The sequence below is a fragment of the Pseudonocardia alaniniphila genome (genome assembly GCF_022524485.1).
In the GTDB taxonomy this organism is placed as follows: domain Bacteria; phylum Actinomycetota; class Actinomycetes; order Mycobacteriales; family Pseudonocardiaceae; genus Pseudonocardia; species Pseudonocardia alaniniphila.
Window position 1 is genome coordinate 178,407 of sequence record NZ_JAKXMK010000024.1, and the last position, 16,228, is coordinate 194,634.

A 16,228-nucleotide genomic window follows, 5' to 3' on the forward strand; every position below is an offset into this window, starting at 1 on the left:
GCGATGGACGCACTCGCGGACGCTCACATAGTGTGAATGCCGGTTCTAGAACTAATCGGGGGGATCGATGGTGGCGGAACTCGGCTTCGACCCCGGGGCGTTGCGCGCCAGGTACCGCGCCGAGCGCGACCGGCGCCTGCGGCCGGACGGCAACGACCAGTACCGCGAGCCGGAGGGCACGCTCGCCCACTACCTCGACGACCCGTACGTCGAGCCGGGTTTCTCCCGGGCGCCCCTGACCGACGAGGTCGAGGTCGTCATCGTGGGAGGCGGCTTCGGCGGGCTGCTGGTGGCCGCCCGGCTCCGCGAGGCGGGCATCGACGACGTCCGGCTGATCGAGAAGGGCGGCGACGTCGGCGGCACCTGGTACTGGAACCGGTACCCGGGCGCGGCCTGCGACGTCGAGTCCTACATCTACCTCCCGCTGCTCGAGGAGACCGGCTACATGCCGGTCGAGAAGTACTCGAAGGGCCCGGAGATCCTCGCCTACAGCCGCAGGATCGCCGAGAAGTTCGACCTCTACTCGCGTGCCTGCCTGCAGACCGAGGTCACGGAGCTGCGCTGGGACGGCGACACGGCGCGATGGATCGTCTCGACCGACCGCGGCGACCGCATGCAGGCCCGCTTTGTCATCACCGCGGGCGGTCCGCTGCACCGTCCGAAGCTGCCCGGCGTTCCCGGCATCGAGACGTTCGGCGGCCACAGCTTCCACACCAGCCGCTGGGACTACGCCTACACCGGCCGCGCCGAGGACGGCCTGCCCGGGCTCGCCGGCAAGCGCGTCGGGATCATCGGCACCGGGGCCACCGCGGTGCAGTGCGTGCCGCACCTCGGCGCCGCGGCGGAGCACCTCTTTGTCTTCCAGCGCACGCCCTCGTCCATCGACGTGCGTGCGAACCGGCCCACCGACGCCGAGTGGGCGCAGAGCCTGCAGCCCGGCTGGCAGCGCGAGCGGATGGAGAACTTCAACACGCTCGTGTCCGGCGGGGAGGCCGACGACGACCTCGTCGGCGACGGCTGGACCGACATCATCCGCAACCTGTCCGTCGTCGCGCGGGCGCGCCAGGCGGCATCCGACGACACCGCCAACCCCGCCGACATCGTGCAGCTCGCCGACTTCCGCAAGATGGAACAGATCCGGGCCCGGGTCGACGAGATCGTGCAGGACCCGGCCACGGCGGCCGCGCTCAAGCCGTACTACAACCAGCTCTGCAAGCGGCCCTGCTTCCACGACGAGTACCTCGACACGTTCAACCGGCCGAACGTCACCCTGGTCGACACCGAGGGTCGCGGGGTCGAGCGGATCACCGAGCGCGGTGTGGTCGTCGACGGCCGCGAGTACGAGCTCGACTGCCTGATCTATGCCACCGGCTTCGAGGTCGGCACCGGCTACACCCGGCGAGCGGGGTTCGAGATCCACGGCCGGGACGGCACCACACTCACCGACAAGTGGAAGGACGGCGCCGCCACCTTCCACGGGATGCACAGCCGTGGCTTCCCGAACTGCTTCATCGTCAGCAACACCCAGACCGGGTTCACCGTGAACTTCCCGCACATGCTGGCCGAGCAGGCACAGCACATCGCCTACATCGTGCGGCACTGCGCCGACCAGGGCGTCGCCACTGTGGAGGCGTCGGCAGCGGCCGAGACGGAATGGGTGGACACGATCGTCGCACTCAGCGAGCGGCGCCGGGCCTGGCTCGAGGAGTGCACGCCCGGCTACTACAACAACGAGGGCACGCCGTCCCCGCAGGCCGCGCGCAACGCCCCCTACGGGGCCGGCTCACCCGCGTTCTTCGAGATGCTGTCGACGTGGCGCGTGGAGGGCGGGCTGGCCGGTCTCGAACTGCGCTGACAGACACGTTCAGGGATCGGGGATGAACGTCGTGGACAGGATGCGCCGCGTCCTGCCCGGCGCATCCCGGTGTTCCACGAACGGCTCGAACGCCTCGGTCAGGCGCGCCTGAAACTGTTCGAACTCCTCGTCGGACAGCCAGAGCGCGGCCTGCCGGAAGCCGACCCCGTCCCGGACCGGGTCCGGATCGCCACGGTCGAGGTAGCGGTCGAAGTCCGCGGCCAGCCCGGCGATGAAGACGGTGAACATCGTTCGTAGCCGGTCGCGGTCGAGGGTGGCGTTGTCGGAGTCCGCCGCGGCGGTGTTGAGCTCGTAGGTCCGTTCGACCGCGCCCCGGACCCGGCGTTCCTCCACCACGAGCAGCACGCCGGCCTTCACCAACACGCCGACGTGGCGATACAGCGTGGTCGTGGGGACCTCGGGCAACAGCTCGGCGAGCTGCCCGGTCGTCAGCGACCGCCCGATCAGGGCCTGGACCACGCGCCACCGCACCGGCTGGTGCAGCAGGTCAGCGAGGGACGTCTCGTGGGACAACCTCGACCACCGTTTCCAAATCTGGTATCAATGCTGTTAGTGGGAACAGTCTAGAAGGGGGGACGGGATGGCAACGGTCCATGTCGACGAGCACGCGGTGACGGTCACGCTCTCGGCGGTCGAGAAGCTGTTCTGCGGGGGGCGGACCCGGCTCGTGGTGCCGCTGGGCGAGGTACGCAGAGCGGAACGGGTGGAGCTGCCCACCCGTGCGGCAGCCACGGGCGTGGCACGGTCGGGCCTGGTGGTGAGCGGGATCCTCAAGTTGGGTCGCTGGGGCATCGGAACTGCGACCAGCCGGTTCGTGAGCGTCCGCCGTCGGGTGCCTGCACTGCGCCTCGTCGTGGATGACAAGTTCCGGGAGCAGCTGGGCTATCACGAGATCCTGATCAGCACGCGGGACGTCGACCAGCTCGTCGAGTCCCTTGCAGCGCTGCGATGACGGGCGCCCGGTACGCGAGACCGGCACGGCGGGTGGTGTATCGAGTGGGACTCGCCGCGGCGGCGATCATCGCGTTGCTGCTCGGGTACGTGGTCGTCGTGGGAGTCCTGCGGTCACGCCCCCTGACCCTGCCGGCTCCGAGCGGCCCCTTCCCCGTGGGCCGGTCGATCGTCACCGTCCCCGCAGGCAGCACCACCCCCGACGAGCCGCGCCGGGCCGCGTGGGTGTGGTACCCCGCCCAACCCGGCTCCGCCGACGATGCACCTCGCGTCGACTACGTTCCCGACGGCTGGTCGGGACCGGGCACGTTGCCGCCGACGGTCGGTGTGGGATGGCTGCTGCAGGACGTCGGCGCCGTCACCGCATGGGCGCGCCGCGACGCCACTCCCGCGCCCGGCCCGGCGCCCGTGGTCGTCCTCGCTCCCGGGTTCGAGACCGCACCATGGATGTACACCACTCTCGGCGAGGAACTCGCCAGCCGCGGACGCGTCGTCGCGCTGCTGGTCCCGCCGACGACTCCCGCACGTGTCGTCGACGGCATGCCGCGCACCTCCCCGACGGCGCCCGCACCGCCCACGGGCGCCGAGGTCGACTCGCTGATCCACCGGCAATCCGTGGACATGACCGCCCTGCTCAACGCGTTCACCTCGGCCGACCCGCCCGTACCTGTCACCGTCGACGCCCGGCGCACCGTCTTCGCCGGACACTCCCTCGGCGGTGGCGCCGCCGTGCGTGCCTGCGAACTCGAACCGCGCTGCGTCGGATCGATCAACATGGACGGCCCGCAACCGGATCGGGCACCGGCCAAGCCGGAGCTGCTGCTCGGCTCCGACCGCAGCTGCGCAGCCGTCACCCCCTGCGCCGAGGACGGCGCGCCGCGCGCCTACACCGACTGGCTGGTCCAACGGCGCGCCGGCTCACCACCGACGTCCACGGCCACCATCACCGGCGCCGGGCACAACTCCTTCGGCGACCCCGTCCACTACTTCGTCGCCCCACCCGTCGGCGCCGCGGCCGGCGTCGGCGACATCCCTGCTCACCGCATGCACGCCGTCCTGACCAGGACGCTCGACACGACCATCGACGAGTTGCTCCATCACGGACATATAGGACACGTGGAACCGGGCGTCGCCGCCGGCCTGCCGGAACTCGTCCGCCTGCCGGATTGAGAACCGGTAACCCGCACTGACGCTCGCAGCGCTGCTGGTGACAGGGTGGGTGAATGACCGAGCGGACCGCTGCGGCTCGACCCCGGGTCGGGGAGTTGCTGCGGAGTCTGGACGAAGCCCCGCCCACGGAGCTGGTGGACGTCTGCTCGACATGGCTGACCAGGCACCTGGCGGCCCGGGCGTGCGTCCTGTTGCTGGCCGACTACGCCGAGGCCACCCTGGAGCCGGTCGCCAACGGGCCCGTCGCCGCGGCCGTCCGTCCGCAGGATCTGATCGACAGTGCCGCGGGGGAGGCCTACCGCGAACAGCGCCAGGTCACGGCCGTCGTGGATCATCCCGCCCAGGCAGCTGCGGCAGGGGCCGTGGCGGGCGGTGAGGGGAAACCCGCGCTGGTCGTCTACCTCCCGGTGTCGGTGCGTGCCGAGCGGCTCGGGGTCCTCGCGGTCACGTTTCCCGGCGACCGCCTGGATCCGGACGTGGCCCCGGTGCTCGAGGACGTGACGCGGGTGCTGGGGCACGTGCTGACCGGCGCACGCCGCTACACCGACCGGTTCGAGATGCTGCGGCGCCGCCGGGAGCTGGGACTGGCAGCGGAGATCCAGTGGGAGCTGCTGCCCAGCCTCGCGTTCGAGCTTCCCGCCTTCTCCATCGCGGGCACGGTGGAGCCGGCGTACGAGATCGGCGGCGACAACTTCGACTACGCGATCAGCGCCCACCGATTGACGGTGGGCGTGAGCGACGCCGCCGGCCACGGACTGCGCGCCGCCCTGCTGGCCAGCCTGTCGTGCACCGCGATGCGCAACGCCCGCCGCGCACGGTCCACGATCGTGGAGCAGGCCGAGTCGGCCAACCAGCATCTGGTGGACCAGTTCCCCGGCGCCGACTTCGTCACCGGGCTCCTCCTCGACCTCGACGTGGACGTCGGGGTCGGGACGATCATCAACGCGGGCCACCCACCGCCGTTGCTACTGCGAGACGGGGCGGTCAGCGAGCTGGTTCTTCCCGCCGCGCTACCGCTGGGGCTGGTCGTGCCGGCTCACTACCCGGTGCACCCGATCCGGCTGCAGCCCGGTGACCGGCTGCTGCTGTTCACCGACGGCATCACGGAGGCACATCAGCGTGGTGAGCCGGAGTTCGGTTACCGCCGCCTGGCCGCCCTGCTCGCCGAGCGCCGGGACCTTCCGCCCGCCGAACTCGTCCGGCACATCACCCGTGCCGTCACCGAGTCCTGCCACGGCAAGCTGAACGACGACGCCACCGCGGTCTGCCTCGACTGGCACCCGCCCCGAAACGGACTGCTCTAGTTTCCGCGCCGCTTCTTCCGGGTGGAGTGGCTCCACATCGCCCAGACCACAGCCGTCGCAACGATCCACAGCACGGCACCACCCACCGACCCGGCCGCGAGCATCAGACCGACGAGCAGCAGCGCGATCACGATCGCGACGATGGTGCCGAACCGGATGGTGCGCCCGCGGAGATGCGACTGGCGAGCCTGGAACTCGCTGACGAACTCGGGGTCATCGGCGAGGAGCCGGCGCTCGACCTCCCGCAGCGTCTCCCGCTCGTGGTCTTCCAGCATGGCCCACCTCCTCGAGGCGGCTCCCTGACCGGCGCTTCCTGGCCGCCGACGACGACAGTATTATCGTAACACGATATAGTTGATCGATGGCTGACCATGAAAGCGGAGGAGCGCGGCGCCCTGACGCCGCGCCCGCGGACGACGAGTCAGCCGGCCAGGTCCCCCTGACGAAGCAGGACTTCGAGGCGCTGGCGCGGTTCCGTTTCGGGATCCGCCGCTACCTGCGCTTCAGCGAGGAAGTGGTGCGTGACCACGGCCTCACCCCGCAGCAGTACCAGTTGCTGCTGACGCTGAAGGGCTTCCCCGGGCGCGAATGGGCGACGGTGCGGGAGCTCGCCGACCGGTTCCAACTGCGCCACCACAGCGTGGTCGAGCTGGTCAACCGCGCCCAGGGCGACGGCCTCGTGGAGCGGGAGGCGCATCCTGCCGACGGGCGGGCGGTTCGCGTCGTGCTCACCCCGATCGGCCAGCAGATCCTCGCCCGGCTCAGCACCCTGCACCGCGACGAGCTCCGCCGGATGGAGGGCGCACTCGTTCTGCCGGCGTGGCACGACGGACCGGACGCCACCGCGGCGGGCCCACCGGCCCAGGGGTGACGCGGCCGGCCGTGCATCCCCTGGCAGCCCCGGCGCGCCGCGCTGCCTGATCCCGGTTCCCCGTACGAACGGCTCTCGTCCGGTAGGTCTGGGCGGCCCGCTCGTACTGGTGGGGCACCGTCCAAGATCGCCGCGAGATCCGGTTCTGCGCCCTCGCAAGGTCGGAAACCCAGATCTCGGAACAGTCAACGCGCCCGTTCGAGCGATCGGCACTCTCGTCCACTATGTCGGATCGATCGGGTCGCTCGTGCGGGTGCCCTACGCGTCGTCGAGCCAGCTGTAGGCGGTCTGGCGCGAGATCCCGAGGGCGCGGGCCATCGCGAGCACCTCCAAGCCCTGCTGCTTGCCTGCGGCGAGCAACTCCCGCTGCCGAGCTCGCAGCTCCTCGATCTGCTCGGCGACCTCGCGCATCTCCGCCAGCACGGCCTCGGCCTCGGGCCCCGCTCCCGCCCGGGATCGCCCGGCCCCGGGGCGGGGGAACTGCCGGACCTCGTCGGCGTCCCAGCGCCGCCTGCCCCGCTCGTCGTTGCCCGGGAGCGGCTGCGGCGCCTGCCCGCGCGAGACGTAACCCGCCCAGGTCGTGGTCTTCACGCCCCAGGCCTGCGCGCACTCATCGCTCGTCCAGGTCTCGGTGCTGATGACGGTCCTACTCCTTGGGTCGGAGGAACAACGATCCTCGGTATCGGTCGAGTCGCGCAGCGCCCCGATGCCGTGACTGGCCCGAGGAAGAAGCTTGCCCCGGGCAGCATGCCGAAGCAGGGGCGACCCGGGGCCAACGTCGGCACGCTAGCAGGACCCTGTTGTGTCGAGGGGCGACCGGACGCCCGGCCCCTCGCGCTGCCGCCTTCCACGGTCGACATGACGGGCGACTGTCGCTCCGTGCGTCGCCGCGAGGCGATCTCACGCCAGCTCGCCCGCCACGTAGGGGACCGTCTGCGGCCCTTCGGGCAGCACACACAACCGGGCCGAGGACCCCGCCTCGCGCAGCGCCTTCTCGACCGTGCCGGGGATGTCGTCGGTCTGTTCGAGGTGGGCGGCGGCGAGGTCGGCGTCGGAGAGGTACGAGGTGTGCATGACCACGCGGGAGTCGGCCTGGATCCGCGCCTGGATCTGGATCTGCCACTGGTCGGGCACCGTGTGGTCGCGGCCGGCGATCTCGGCCAGCATCTCCTCCGGCGACGCCCCCGAGGTCAGCGACGTGCGATAGGAGCCGTGGTCGGGGAAGCCGTCGCGGCACTCGGCGGCGCAGACGATCATGCCGCCCTTCCGGACCACCTTGTAGGCGGCCGACATCCCCTTGACCGACTGGTACAGGTTCTGGTCGAGGGGATAGCCCGAGCCGGTGGTGATCACGACGTCGAACCGGTCGTCCACCGGCTGCATCGCCACGTCCTGCGCGAACGCGGTGGCGGCCTCGTGCATCGGGAGGATGTCGCCCCCGAACGCCTCGACGATCGCCTGGTCGGCGTTGAGCACCACGTCGAGCGCGAACGTCACGCCGGTGGCCTCGGCGATCGTGCGCACGTCGTCGTGCACGGGGTTGCCGTGGGTGATTCCCCAGGTGGCGCGCGGGTCGCCGATGCGCGCGGCGTCGTGCAGCACGAGCACCGTCTCCAGCGCCGCGAGCCCCGGCGCCACGAGCTTCGGACCGCCCGAGAATCCCGCGAAGAAGTGCGGCTCGACGAACCCCGTGGTGATCCGGACGTCCGCCTCGCACCACTCGCGGTTGAGCCACACGGGCACGTCGCGCCCGAAGGTGCCGCGCCACACCATGGTGTCCTTGGCGCGCGAGTCGTGGTTGACGATCCGCACGGAGTCGACGACCTCGTCACCGAACATCGCCCGCAGCTCGGCCTCGGTGTTCGCGCGGTGGGTGCCGGTGGCGACGAGAACGACCACGTCGTCGAGATCGACGATCCCGTCCAGCTCGTCGAGGATCGCGGGGATCATCAGCTCCCGCGGCTGCGGGCGCGTGATGTCGCACGCGGAGATCGCCACGGTCTGACCGCGGGAGACGCGCTCCCGCAGCGGGGGCCCGGCCACCGGCCGGCGCAGCGCGGCCCGAAGGGTCTCCCTCGGGTCGGCCGCCGCCTGCCGGTGGCTCGGGGTGACGACGGTCGCCCCGTCGGGCAGCTCCAGCCAGAGGCCGCTCTCGCCGTACGCGACTCGGGTTTGCATGGATCCCATTCTCCATCGGATGGATGTGCAGTCACCCGTTGGTGAACTGTGTCGCGTGGCGGCGGGCTCCGGCTCGTCCGCTGCGCGGTGGTCTCACCAGATGCGTACCCGCAGGTCCGGGGCCGTGTACAGGGCGTCCGACTCCTGCACGTCGAACGCCTCGTGGAACGCGTCGAGGTTGGTGACCACGGCGTTGCAGCGCAGGTTCGGCGGCGAGTGGGGGTCGATGGCCAGCCGCCGCACCGCCTCGGCCTCCCTGGTGACCGCCCGCCACACCTGCGCCCAGCCGATCAGCACGCGCTGCAGGCCCGTGAGGCCGTCCAGCACCGGCGGCTCCGATCCGTCCGTCGCGATCTTGTAGGCCTTGATCGCGATGGTCAGTCCGCCGAGGTCGCCGATGTTCTCCCCGACCGTGAGGGCGCCGTTGACCTTGTGGTCGGGCAGCCCGGCAGGAGACAAGTCGCCGTACTGCTTGATCAGGGCGTCGGCGCGGCGCTCGAACTCCGTGCGGTCGGAGGGCTCCCACCAGTCGGTCATGTTGCCGTCGCCGTCGTACTTCGAGCCCTGGTCGTCGAAGCCGTGGCCGATCTCGTGCCCGATCACCGCGCCGATCCCGCCGTAGTTCGCGGCGTCGTCGGCATCGGGGTCGAAGAACGGCGGCTGGAGGATCGCGGCGGGGAAGACGATCTCGTTCATCCGCGGGTTGTAGTAGGCGTTGACCGTCTGCGGCGTCATGAACCACTCGTTGCGGTCCACCGGCTTGCCGATCTTCGCGAGCTCGTCGTCGGTGCGCCACGCACCGGCGCGCCGGACGTTGCCGAGCAGGTCGTCGGCCGCGATCTCGAGAGCGGAGTAGTCCTTCCACTCGTCCGGGTAGCCGATCTTCGGCGTGAACCGCTCGAGCTTCTCCAGCGCCCGCTGACGGGTCTCGGGGCTCATCCAGTCGAGCTGGCTGATGCTCTGCCGGTAGGCCTCCACGAGGTTGGCTACGAGCGTGACCATCCGCTCCTTCGCCGACGCCGGGAAGTGCCGCTCGACGTAGAGCCGGCCCACGGCCTCCCCGAGCGCGCCCTCCACCAGCCCGACCCCGCGCTTCCACCGCTCCCGCAGCTCGGGCGTGCCCGAGAGGGTGCGGCCGTAGAAGCCGAAGTCCTCCTCGACGACGGCCTCGTTGAGGTGGTCGGCGCCGGCGGAGGCAGTGCGGATCGCGAGCCAGGCCTGCCACTGCGAAAGAGGGCGCTCCGACCAGAGCTTCGCTGCCGCGGCGAGGAAGCTCGGCTGCCGCACCACCACCTCGTCGAACGCCCCCGCGGGCGCACCGAGGGCGTCGAGCCACGGGTCCCAGTCGAACTCGGGTGCGTGCTCGCGCAGCGCTGCGAGCGTCATGAGCGTGTAGGTCTTCTCGGCGTCGCGGTTGGTGACGCGGTCCCACGAGACGGCCGCGAGCGCCGTCTCCAGCTCCATCACCGTGGCCGCGAGCCCTTCCGGGTCGGGCAACCCGACCAGCTCGGCGAGCCGCGCCAGGTGCTCGAGGTACTTGGCGCGGATCTCGGCGTAGGCGTCCTCGCGGTAGTACGCCTCGTCGGGGAGCCCGAGACCGGACTGCGAGAGGTGCACGAGGTAGCGCGTCGAGTCCTTGGCGTCGGTGCTGACGAACGCGCCGAACAGCGAGCTGAGCCCCTCCCGCTGGCGGCGGCCGAGCACAGCGGCGAGCGCTGCCTTGTCGGTGGCGGCGGCCACCTCGTCGAGCAGCGGGCGCACCGGCTCGGTGCCCGCTGCCTCGATGCGCTCGACGTCCATGAACGAGCTGTACAGATCGGCGATCTTCCGCGCGTCGTCGCCTGGCTGCGACCCCGCTTCCTCGACGATCGCCCGCACGTCCTCCTCGGCGCGGTCACGCAGCGCGTAGAACGCGCCGTCCTGCGACCGGTCGGCCGGGATCTCGTGCGTGCGCAGCCACTGGCCGTTGACGTGCTGGAACAGGTCGTCCTGGGGGCGGATCGCTGTGTCGACCCACTGGAGGTCGAGCCCGGTGCGCGCCGGTTGCGTCGAAGTGCTCACACCACATCATTGCCTCTGTCGGCGCCCGAGCGCCGCAATATGCGCCGACGCGGGGCGACGAAGGTGCACTGATTCATCATCGGGGATGAATCAGTGCACGTTGATCATCGGTCAGATGACCTGCGTGAGGTTGACGGAGTTGCCGTCGGGGTCCTGCACGTGCGCCACCCGTTGCCCCCACGACATGTCGTTCGGCGGCCCGAGCACCGTGCCCCCGAACGTCTCGACCCGATCCAGCAGCTTGTCGACGTTCTCGACGTCGATGCTCAGCAGCAGGCGCTGGGGGGCCGACGTGTCGACCTTGGTGTCGGAGACGAACCCGAGGTGGGAATCGCCGATCCGGAGACCGAGGAAGAAGGCGGGCCCCTCCTCGGGGAAGCGCTCGGCCTCCTCGGCCCCGAAGACCTCCGTGTAGAAGCGCACCAGGCGTTCGAGGTCAGGTGTGATGATCATGGGCGAGATCGTGCTCAAGGATCCTCCTGAGGTGGGGTTCGAGAACCCGACCAGCCAGCCCCCCAAAACTCATCGCCCCGCGGCGAGCCGCCGGGTCCGACCCGCGAGTCGCCCGATTTCCGGCGGGCGAGTCGGCCCGGTTGCGGCCCTGCGAGTCGCCCGTTTCTCGCGGGCGAGTCGGCCCGGTCGCGCTGCGGAGGTCGCGCCCGTTTCCGTGTGCAGATCGCCTCTTCGACGGGACGATCCGAGGTCCTCGCAGAGGCTGTGGACTCCTCGCACACGTTGGGGCCCGTGTGAGGACGACGCTCTCTCTGCGAGGACACCAGGCGGGGCGACGCCTGGGCGCGCGAGGAGCTTGCGCCGTTCAGCGCTCTCCCCTCGCATAGGTGTTCTTGTTCAGGGTCGATGCGCTAGAACGATCACATGGCGCTCGCGTACGTCATCGGCACCTTCGACACGAAGGGCGCGGAGCTGCACTACGCCGCGGAGCGGGTTCGGGCAGCCGGCGCCGAGGTCGTCACGGTCGACGTGTCGACGCAGCGGCGGGGCACCACGGCTGACGTCTCCGCCGAAGAGGTTGCGGCACATCACCCCGGTGGCGTCGACGCGGTCTTCACCGGCGACCGGGGCACCGCCGTCGTCGCCATGGCCGAGGCGCTGCAACGGTTCGTCGTCTCCCGTTCCGACGTGGCCGGCGTTCTCGGCCTGGGCGGATCCGGCGGCACCGCGCTGATCACGCCGGCGATGCAGGCACTCCCGGTCGGCGTCGGGAAGATCATGGTGTCCACGGTGGCCTCGGGGAACGTCGCGCCCTATGTGGACGCTTCCGACATCGCGATGTGGTACTCGGTCACCGACGTCGCCGGCCTCAACCGCATCTCGCGCCGCGTGATCGGCAACGCCGCGCACGCGCTCGCCGGCCTCGTCCTCAACGAGATCCCCGACGCGGAGGACCGGCCCGCCGTCGGGTTGACGATGTTCGGCGTCACCACCCCCTGCGTCACCGCTGTGATCGAGCGGCTCGGCGACGCCGTCGACCCCCTCGTCTTCCACGCCACCGGCACCGGCGGGCGTGCGATGGAGAAGCTCGTGGACGACGGGCTCGTCAGCTCCGTCCTCGACATCAGCACCACGGAGGTGTGCGATCTCCTCGTGGGCGGCGTGATGGCGGCGACCGACGACCGGCTCGGCGCGATCGCCCGCACCCACGTCCCGTACGTCGGGTCGTGCGGGGCCCTCGACATGGTCAACTTCGGCGCCCCCTCGACCGTCCCCGAGCAATTCGCGGATCGATCTTTCTACGAACACAACCCGCAGGTCACGCTCATGCGCACCACGCGCGAGGAGTGCGTCGAGATCGGCCGGTTCCTGGCCCGCAAGCTCAACGCGTGCGAGGGCCCGGTGCGGTTCCTGCTACCCACGGGCGGGGTCTCCGCGCTCGACGCCCCGGGGCAGGCGTTCTGGGATCCGGATGCCGACGAGGCGCTCTTCGCCACGATCGAGGCGGAGGTGAAGCAGACGGACCAGCGGCGCGTGGTGCGGTTGCCACACCACGTCAACGACCCCGAGTTCGCCGCCGCGATCGTCAGCTCGTGGCAGGAGGTGCAGCGGTGAGGCGCTTCGTCCGCGCGGAGCTCGTCGAGAAGTTCCAGGACATGGCCCGCCGGGGCGAGCCGATCATCGGCGGCGGGGCAGGCACGGGCCTCTCGGCGAAGTGCGAGGAGGCCGGTGGCATCGACCTCATCGTCATCTACAACTCCGGCCGCTACCGCATGGCAGGCCGCGGCTCCCTCGCCGGCCTGCTCGCGTACGGCAACGCCAACGAGATCGTGGTCGAGATGGCGGCGGAGGTGCTGCCGGTCGTCGAGCACACCCCGGTGCTCGCGGGCGTCAACGGCACGGACCCGTTCATGATCACCGACCGGTTCCTGCGCGAGCTCACCGACCTGGGCTTCGCCGGGATCCAGAACTTCCCGACCGTCGGGCTGATCGACGGGGTCTTCCGCGCGAACCTCGAGGAGACCGGGATGGGCTACGGCCTGGAGGTGGACCTCGTCGCCGCCGCCCGCGCCGCCGACCTCCTGACCACGCCCTACGTCTTCTCCGCCGACGATGCGCGCGCGATGACCCGAGCGGGCGCCGACATCATCGTCTGCCACATGGGCCTGACCACGGGTGGATCGATCGGCGCGGAGACGGCGAAGTCGCTGGACGACTGCGTGGCACTGATCGACGAGTGGGCGGCCGCCGCGCGCGAGGTGCGCGACGACGTGCTCGTGCTCTGCCACGGCGGCCCGATCGCAATGCCCGACGACGCCGCCCACGTCCTCGACCGCACCAAAAACTGCCACGGCTTCTACGGGGCGTCATCGATGGAACGGCTGCCCACCGAAAAGGCCCTCACCGAACAGACCCGCGCCTTCAAGACCCGCCTAACGAAATAGGAGACTCGCATGCCCCGCCCATACGCCAGTGGTGTCGTAGCTGCCCCCGTCGAGGAGGTCTGGGCTCTGATCCGTGACTTCAACGGGATGACCAGCTGGCACTCCGGAATCGAGAAGAGCTCCCTGGACTCCGGCGCGTCCGGCACCGAGGTGGGCGCCGTCCGCCGCCTCGTCCTGGGCGGCGGGGGAGTGGTCGTCGAGCGACTCGTGACCCTCGACGACACCGACCACACCTTCACCTACCAGATCGTCGAGAGCCCCTTCGCGGTCCGGCGCTACATCTCGACCGTGCGCCTGGCGCCCGTCACCGACACCGGACACACCTTCGCGGAGTGGTGGTCGGAGTTCGACGCCGAGGCGGCGGACGAGGAGGGGCTCACCAAGACCTTCGCCGGTGCCGTGTACGCGGGTGGGATCAAGGCGTTGCAGGAGCGGTTCACGGGCTGACGCTCAGGAGGGTGGGTAACGCGTCTCGTTACGCCTGATCTTGGCGTGTGCGGCGTCGATCATGTCGATGCCGCACACGTCGGCGAATCTGGCGAGGTAGATCAGAACGTCGGCCACCTCGTCGGTGACCCGAGCACGGAGTTCGTCGTCCCAGGCTTGCGGCTCGGCCTCTGCTTCGGACGACCACTGCAGCTCTGCGTTGAGTTCCCCGACCTCACCGGCGAGGGCCATCAACAGATTCTTCGGCGTATGGAACCGCTCCCAACCCCGCGCTGCGGCGAACGATCGCAGCCGATCAGCGAGATCGGCGACTTCGCTCATCGGCACATCCGCTCGAGGAACTCCTGCGTTTCCGGATCCGTCGAGTAGGTGGCTGTTGCCTTCATACCGCGAGTCAGCAACACCTTGTAGGTGTTCCGGACGAGGGCCGGGAACTGGTCCTTGGCCCGTTTCACCGGTGTGTCGTAGGAGTACTCGCGCCGCGCGACCCAGCCGCCCTCTCTGCGCACGAAGTCGTCGCCGAAGATCACTCCTGACCAGTCGTACTCGAAACCCTGCGCCGTGTAGATGCAGCCGACCTGCCCGAAGCCACGGCTGTCACTGGCCCAGAAGTGAGAAGGAGGCACGCCCGGCACTGCCTTGTCCGGCTTCGCGTTCCACGGGCGCTTCCACTCACCGATGACGACGTCGTCGACGAGCCGCTTGGCGCCGTCGACGACGTCGGGGTCACTCCACCGCCAGCAGTAGCCGGCCGCGATCCGCACGGTGTCACCACCGAGCGGGTTCTGAGAGATCAACCAGGATTCGAGTGCCGTTGGCGTGGGCAGAGCCGCGACCTTGTAGGTCTCGTCTCGGTTCTGCGCGAGTTCGGACCAGGAGATCGGAGGTCGAGGATCGAGGCCGAGGAGGCGGAGGACCCACTCCTCATACAGTTCGGATCCCCCGCAGCGGTACTGGCCTTCGAGCCGCACCACCTCGACGCGGCAGCCCGCGGCCGCGGCCTCCGCCCGAATCTCGGCCGCCGTGCCCATCTCGCCTGGACGCACGACCTGGTGCTCGTCGAGCAGGAAGACGGGGGTTCGCGCGACTTCGATGAGCTCGTGTACCTGCCGCTTGGCTGCCGCACGTACGGCAGCTCGCGTGAAGCGGTTGACGCTGGTCTCGCGGATCCGATGCGCCTCGTCGCAGATCAGCATGTCGAGGGAGTTGCTCTCGGCGCCGATGAACCCGTTGAAGAAGGTGAACATGGTCTGGGCGCGGGCGTTCCGAGAACCAACCACGATCTTCCTGAGGGTCTCGGTGAACGCCTTGGAGCCGGTGGCGTGCAAGACACGGCGACCGCGTCGTGAGAGGTCACCGAGCAGACTGAGGGCAAGAACGCTCTTACCCGAGCCCGGCCCGCCGAGGACGATGACGACGGTCTTGGTGTTCTCGCGGTTGGCGAGATCGACGGCCTGCTCGACGATCTTGTACGCCACCTGTTGCTGGTCGAGGAGAACGAATTGCTCGCGCTCCTTCACCTCCTTCGCCGCCACCGCGAGGAGTTGCTTCGAGGGTTCCGTCCGAGCCTGCAGCAAGTCGTCAGCGGCCTGGCGGGCAGCGGCGGCAGACTCCGGGCTCGAGTCGAGCAGGCGCTTCAGCTCGTCGATCAGTTCGGCTCGCTCGTCGCGGGTGTAGAGCCGGCCGTGCTCGTCGAGGCGGTACTTCTTGAGCTTCCAGCCCTCGGTGGTGGCGTTATGGAGATACGCGATCCCGTACACGCCGGCGCTTCCATCGGCGAGGAAGGGGGTGAAATCGATCAGGTACTCGCAGTACCCGCGGACCTGATCGGCGGGATGCAGCACAGGCTGGCCGTACTGCGGGATCATGACCAGCCCGTCGTCGCGAGGCTCCGCGTTGGTCCACTGCTTCAGCTCGACCAGCACGTATGAGTTGCGGTGCGTCTTGGGATGCGTCCCACACAGCAGCACGTCGACTCTCTTGGGAGTGAACGGCAGCTTGTGTTCGAGGAGGACCTCGACGTGGCCCAGTCCGGCCTCGCGGAGGTCACGGAGGAACGCGGGCAGACTGTTCCGCCACGACGTGATCTCACCGGTGCCGGTACCCGAGTTGAACTGGATCCTGGCCTGCTGAGCGAGGAGTTCGTGCAACTCGTCGGCCTCGGCCTTCTCCAGCAGAACATCGGCACGGTCACGGACCAAGGCCACCGGTTATCTCCCACGAGGCACGCGTCATCGACGTGCGGGTGGGGGCAGCAACGAGTCGAGAACTCGGTGCCCGGCGGGCCGCGTTCAGCACTCTAAGGGCACGAACGCGATCTTCACGCGGCAGGGAGCACCGTGATCCAGGTACATCGGTCGGGGCAGATCAACCTCGCTGCTGCGTCTCTGAGCGATCTAGTGCCTCGTCAAGGAAGGTCGCCGCTGTAATGGCGTCGGTTTGATCCGCCGCGTTCGGCCCGGGAGGCTGTCGG

The 16,228-nt window shown here is 69.8% G+C and carries 16 protein-coding genes; 8 read left to right on the forward strand and 8 right to left on the reverse strand.

Annotated features, from left to right (window positions below; translation table 11 throughout):
• The first annotated feature begins 67 nt into the window (after nucleotides 1–67).
• Complete coding sequence (locus tag MMF94_RS26795) at nucleotides 68–1,855, forward strand: flavin-containing monooxygenase (RefSeq protein ID WP_241039963.1); 1,788 nt, start codon at nucleotides 68–70, stop codon at nucleotides 1,853–1,855.
• A gap of 9 nt (nucleotides 1,856–1,864) precedes the next feature.
• Here the strand turns inward: MMF94_RS26795 and MMF94_RS26800 are convergent, their stop codons facing one another.
• A complete protein-coding gene (locus tag MMF94_RS26800; RefSeq protein WP_241039964.1) occupies nucleotides 1,865–2,389 on the reverse strand; it encodes a helix-turn-helix domain-containing protein in 525 nt (174 codons plus the stop codon).
• 67 nt (nucleotides 2,390–2,456) lie between these two features.
• Between MMF94_RS26800 and MMF94_RS26805 the strand changes: the two genes are divergently transcribed.
• The 3 genes from MMF94_RS26805 to MMF94_RS26815 are packed head-to-tail and all read left to right on the forward strand — an operon-like array spanning nucleotide 2,457 to nucleotide 5,301.
• The gene (locus MMF94_RS26805; RefSeq protein WP_241039965.1) at nucleotides 2,457–2,828 is read left to right on the forward strand and encodes a hypothetical protein; all 372 of its coding nucleotides are present in this window, start codon (nucleotides 2,457–2,459) and stop codon (nucleotides 2,826–2,828) included.
• 44 nt (nucleotides 2,829–2,872) lie between these two features.
• Nucleotides 2,873–3,997 carry an alpha/beta hydrolase gene (locus MMF94_RS26810; protein ID WP_241039966.1) on the forward strand — a complete coding sequence of 375 codons (1,125 nt, stop codon included), beginning with the start codon at nucleotides 2,873–2,875 and terminating at the stop codon, nucleotides 3,995–3,997.
• A 53-nt stretch (nucleotides 3,998–4,050) separates the two neighbouring features.
• Entirely contained in the window at nucleotides 4,051–5,301 is a 1,251-nt protein-coding gene (locus MMF94_RS26815) for a PP2C family protein-serine/threonine phosphatase (RefSeq protein ID WP_241039967.1), read from the forward strand.
• On the opposite strand, the gene MMF94_RS26820 is transcribed toward MMF94_RS26815, so the two are convergent.
• On the reverse strand, nucleotides 5,298–5,576 hold the full coding sequence (locus tag MMF94_RS26820; RefSeq protein WP_241039968.1) for a DUF3040 domain-containing protein: 279 nt from the start codon (nucleotides 5,574–5,576) through the stop codon (nucleotides 5,298–5,300). The genes MMF94_RS26815 and MMF94_RS26820 overlap by 4 nt on opposite strands.
• Nucleotides 5,577–5,662: 86 nt before the next feature.
• Between MMF94_RS26820 and MMF94_RS26825 the strand changes: the two genes are divergently transcribed.
• A complete protein-coding gene (locus MMF94_RS26825) occupies nucleotides 5,663–6,172 on the forward strand; it encodes a MarR family winged helix-turn-helix transcriptional regulator (RefSeq protein WP_241039969.1) in 510 nt (169 codons plus the stop codon).
• 258 nt (nucleotides 6,173–6,430) lie between these two features.
• Here MMF94_RS26825 and MMF94_RS26830 read toward each other — a convergent pair whose 3' ends face one another.
• The 4 genes from MMF94_RS26830 to MMF94_RS26845 all read right to left on the reverse strand — a co-directional run bounded on the left by MMF94_RS26830 (nucleotide 6,431) and on the right by MMF94_RS26845 (nucleotide 10,864).
• The gene (locus tag MMF94_RS26830) at nucleotides 6,431–6,763 is read right to left on the reverse strand and encodes an RNA polymerase sigma factor (protein WP_241039970.1); all 333 of its coding nucleotides are present in this window, start codon (nucleotides 6,761–6,763) and stop codon (nucleotides 6,431–6,433) included.
• Between the two features lie 309 nt (nucleotides 6,764–7,072).
• A complete protein-coding gene (gene larA / locus MMF94_RS26835) occupies nucleotides 7,073–8,350 on the reverse strand; it encodes a nickel-dependent lactate racemase (RefSeq protein ID WP_241039971.1) in 1,278 nt (425 codons plus the stop codon).
• A 93-nt stretch (nucleotides 8,351–8,443) separates the two neighbouring features.
• The gene (locus tag MMF94_RS26840; protein ID WP_241039972.1) at nucleotides 8,444–10,411 is read right to left on the reverse strand and encodes a M13 family metallopeptidase; all 1,968 of its coding nucleotides are present in this window, start codon (nucleotides 10,409–10,411) and stop codon (nucleotides 8,444–8,446) included.
• Between the two features lie 111 nt (nucleotides 10,412–10,522).
• Nucleotides 10,523–10,864, reverse strand: a complete 342-nt coding sequence (locus MMF94_RS26845; protein ID WP_241039973.1) for a VOC family protein — start codon at nucleotides 10,862–10,864, stop codon at nucleotides 10,523–10,525.
• A 423-nt stretch (nucleotides 10,865–11,287) separates the two neighbouring features.
• Between MMF94_RS26845 and MMF94_RS26850 the strand changes: the two genes are divergently transcribed.
• The 3 genes from MMF94_RS26850 to MMF94_RS26860 are packed head-to-tail and all read left to right on the forward strand — an operon-like array spanning nucleotide 11,288 to nucleotide 13,755.
• Complete coding sequence (locus MMF94_RS26850) at nucleotides 11,288–12,478, forward strand: Tm-1-like ATP-binding domain-containing protein (RefSeq protein ID WP_241039974.1); 1,191 nt, start codon at nucleotides 11,288–11,290, stop codon at nucleotides 12,476–12,478.
• The gene (locus tag MMF94_RS26855; protein ID WP_241039975.1) at nucleotides 12,475–13,308 is read left to right on the forward strand and encodes a phosphoenolpyruvate hydrolase family protein; all 834 of its coding nucleotides are present in this window, start codon (nucleotides 12,475–12,477) and stop codon (nucleotides 13,306–13,308) included. Before MMF94_RS26850 ends, MMF94_RS26855 begins: the two co-directional genes overlap by 4 nt.
• A 9-nt stretch (nucleotides 13,309–13,317) precedes the next feature.
• A complete protein-coding gene (locus MMF94_RS26860; RefSeq protein ID WP_241039976.1) occupies nucleotides 13,318–13,755 on the forward strand; it encodes an SRPBCC family protein in 438 nt (145 codons plus the stop codon).
• Nucleotides 13,756–13,758: 3 nt separating this feature from the next.
• On the opposite strand, the gene MMF94_RS26865 is transcribed toward MMF94_RS26860, so the two are convergent.
• A complete protein-coding gene (locus MMF94_RS26865; RefSeq protein WP_241039977.1) occupies nucleotides 13,759–14,076 on the reverse strand; it encodes a nucleotide pyrophosphohydrolase in 318 nt (105 codons plus the stop codon).
• Complete coding sequence (locus MMF94_RS26870) at nucleotides 14,073–15,962, reverse strand: DNA/RNA helicase domain-containing protein (protein ID WP_241039978.1); 1,890 nt, start codon at nucleotides 15,960–15,962, stop codon at nucleotides 14,073–14,075. The genes MMF94_RS26865 and MMF94_RS26870 overlap by 4 nt, the downstream gene beginning before the upstream one ends.
• Between the last annotated feature and the right edge of the window lie 266 nt (nucleotides 15,963–16,228).

Coding starts and splice junctions, on each gene's coding strand:
- MMF94_RS26795 (WP_241039963.1), top strand. CDS start 68: ATGGTGGCGGAACTCGGCTTCGACCCCGGGGCGTTGCGCGCCAGGTAC.
- MMF94_RS26860 (WP_241039976.1), top strand. CDS start 13,318: ATGCCCCGCCCATACGCCAGTGGTGTCGTAGCTGCCCCCGTCGAGGAG.
- larA (WP_241039971.1), bottom strand. CDS start 8,350: ATGCAAACCCGAGTCGCGTACGGCGAGAGCGGCCTCTGGCTGGAGCTG.
- MMF94_RS26805 (WP_241039965.1), top strand. CDS start 2,457: ATGGCAACGGTCCATGTCGACGAGCACGCGGTGACGGTCACGCTCTCG.
- MMF94_RS26820 (WP_241039968.1), bottom strand. CDS start 5,576: ATGCTGGAAGACCACGAGCGGGAGACGCTGCGGGAGGTCGAGCGCCGG.
- MMF94_RS26815 (WP_241039967.1), top strand. CDS start 4,051: ATGACCGAGCGGACCGCTGCGGCTCGACCCCGGGTCGGGGAGTTGCTG.
- MMF94_RS26845 (WP_241039973.1), bottom strand. CDS start 10,864: ATGATCATCACACCTGACCTCGAACGCCTGGTGCGCTTCTACACGGAG.
- MMF94_RS26850 (WP_241039974.1), top strand. CDS start 11,288: ATGGCGCTCGCGTACGTCATCGGCACCTTCGACACGAAGGGCGCGGAG.
- MMF94_RS26825 (WP_241039969.1), top strand. CDS start 5,663: ATGGCTGACCATGAAAGCGGAGGAGCGCGGCGCCCTGACGCCGCGCCC.
- MMF94_RS26865 (WP_241039977.1), bottom strand. CDS start 14,076: ATGAGCGAAGTCGCCGATCTCGCTGATCGGCTGCGATCGTTCGCCGCA.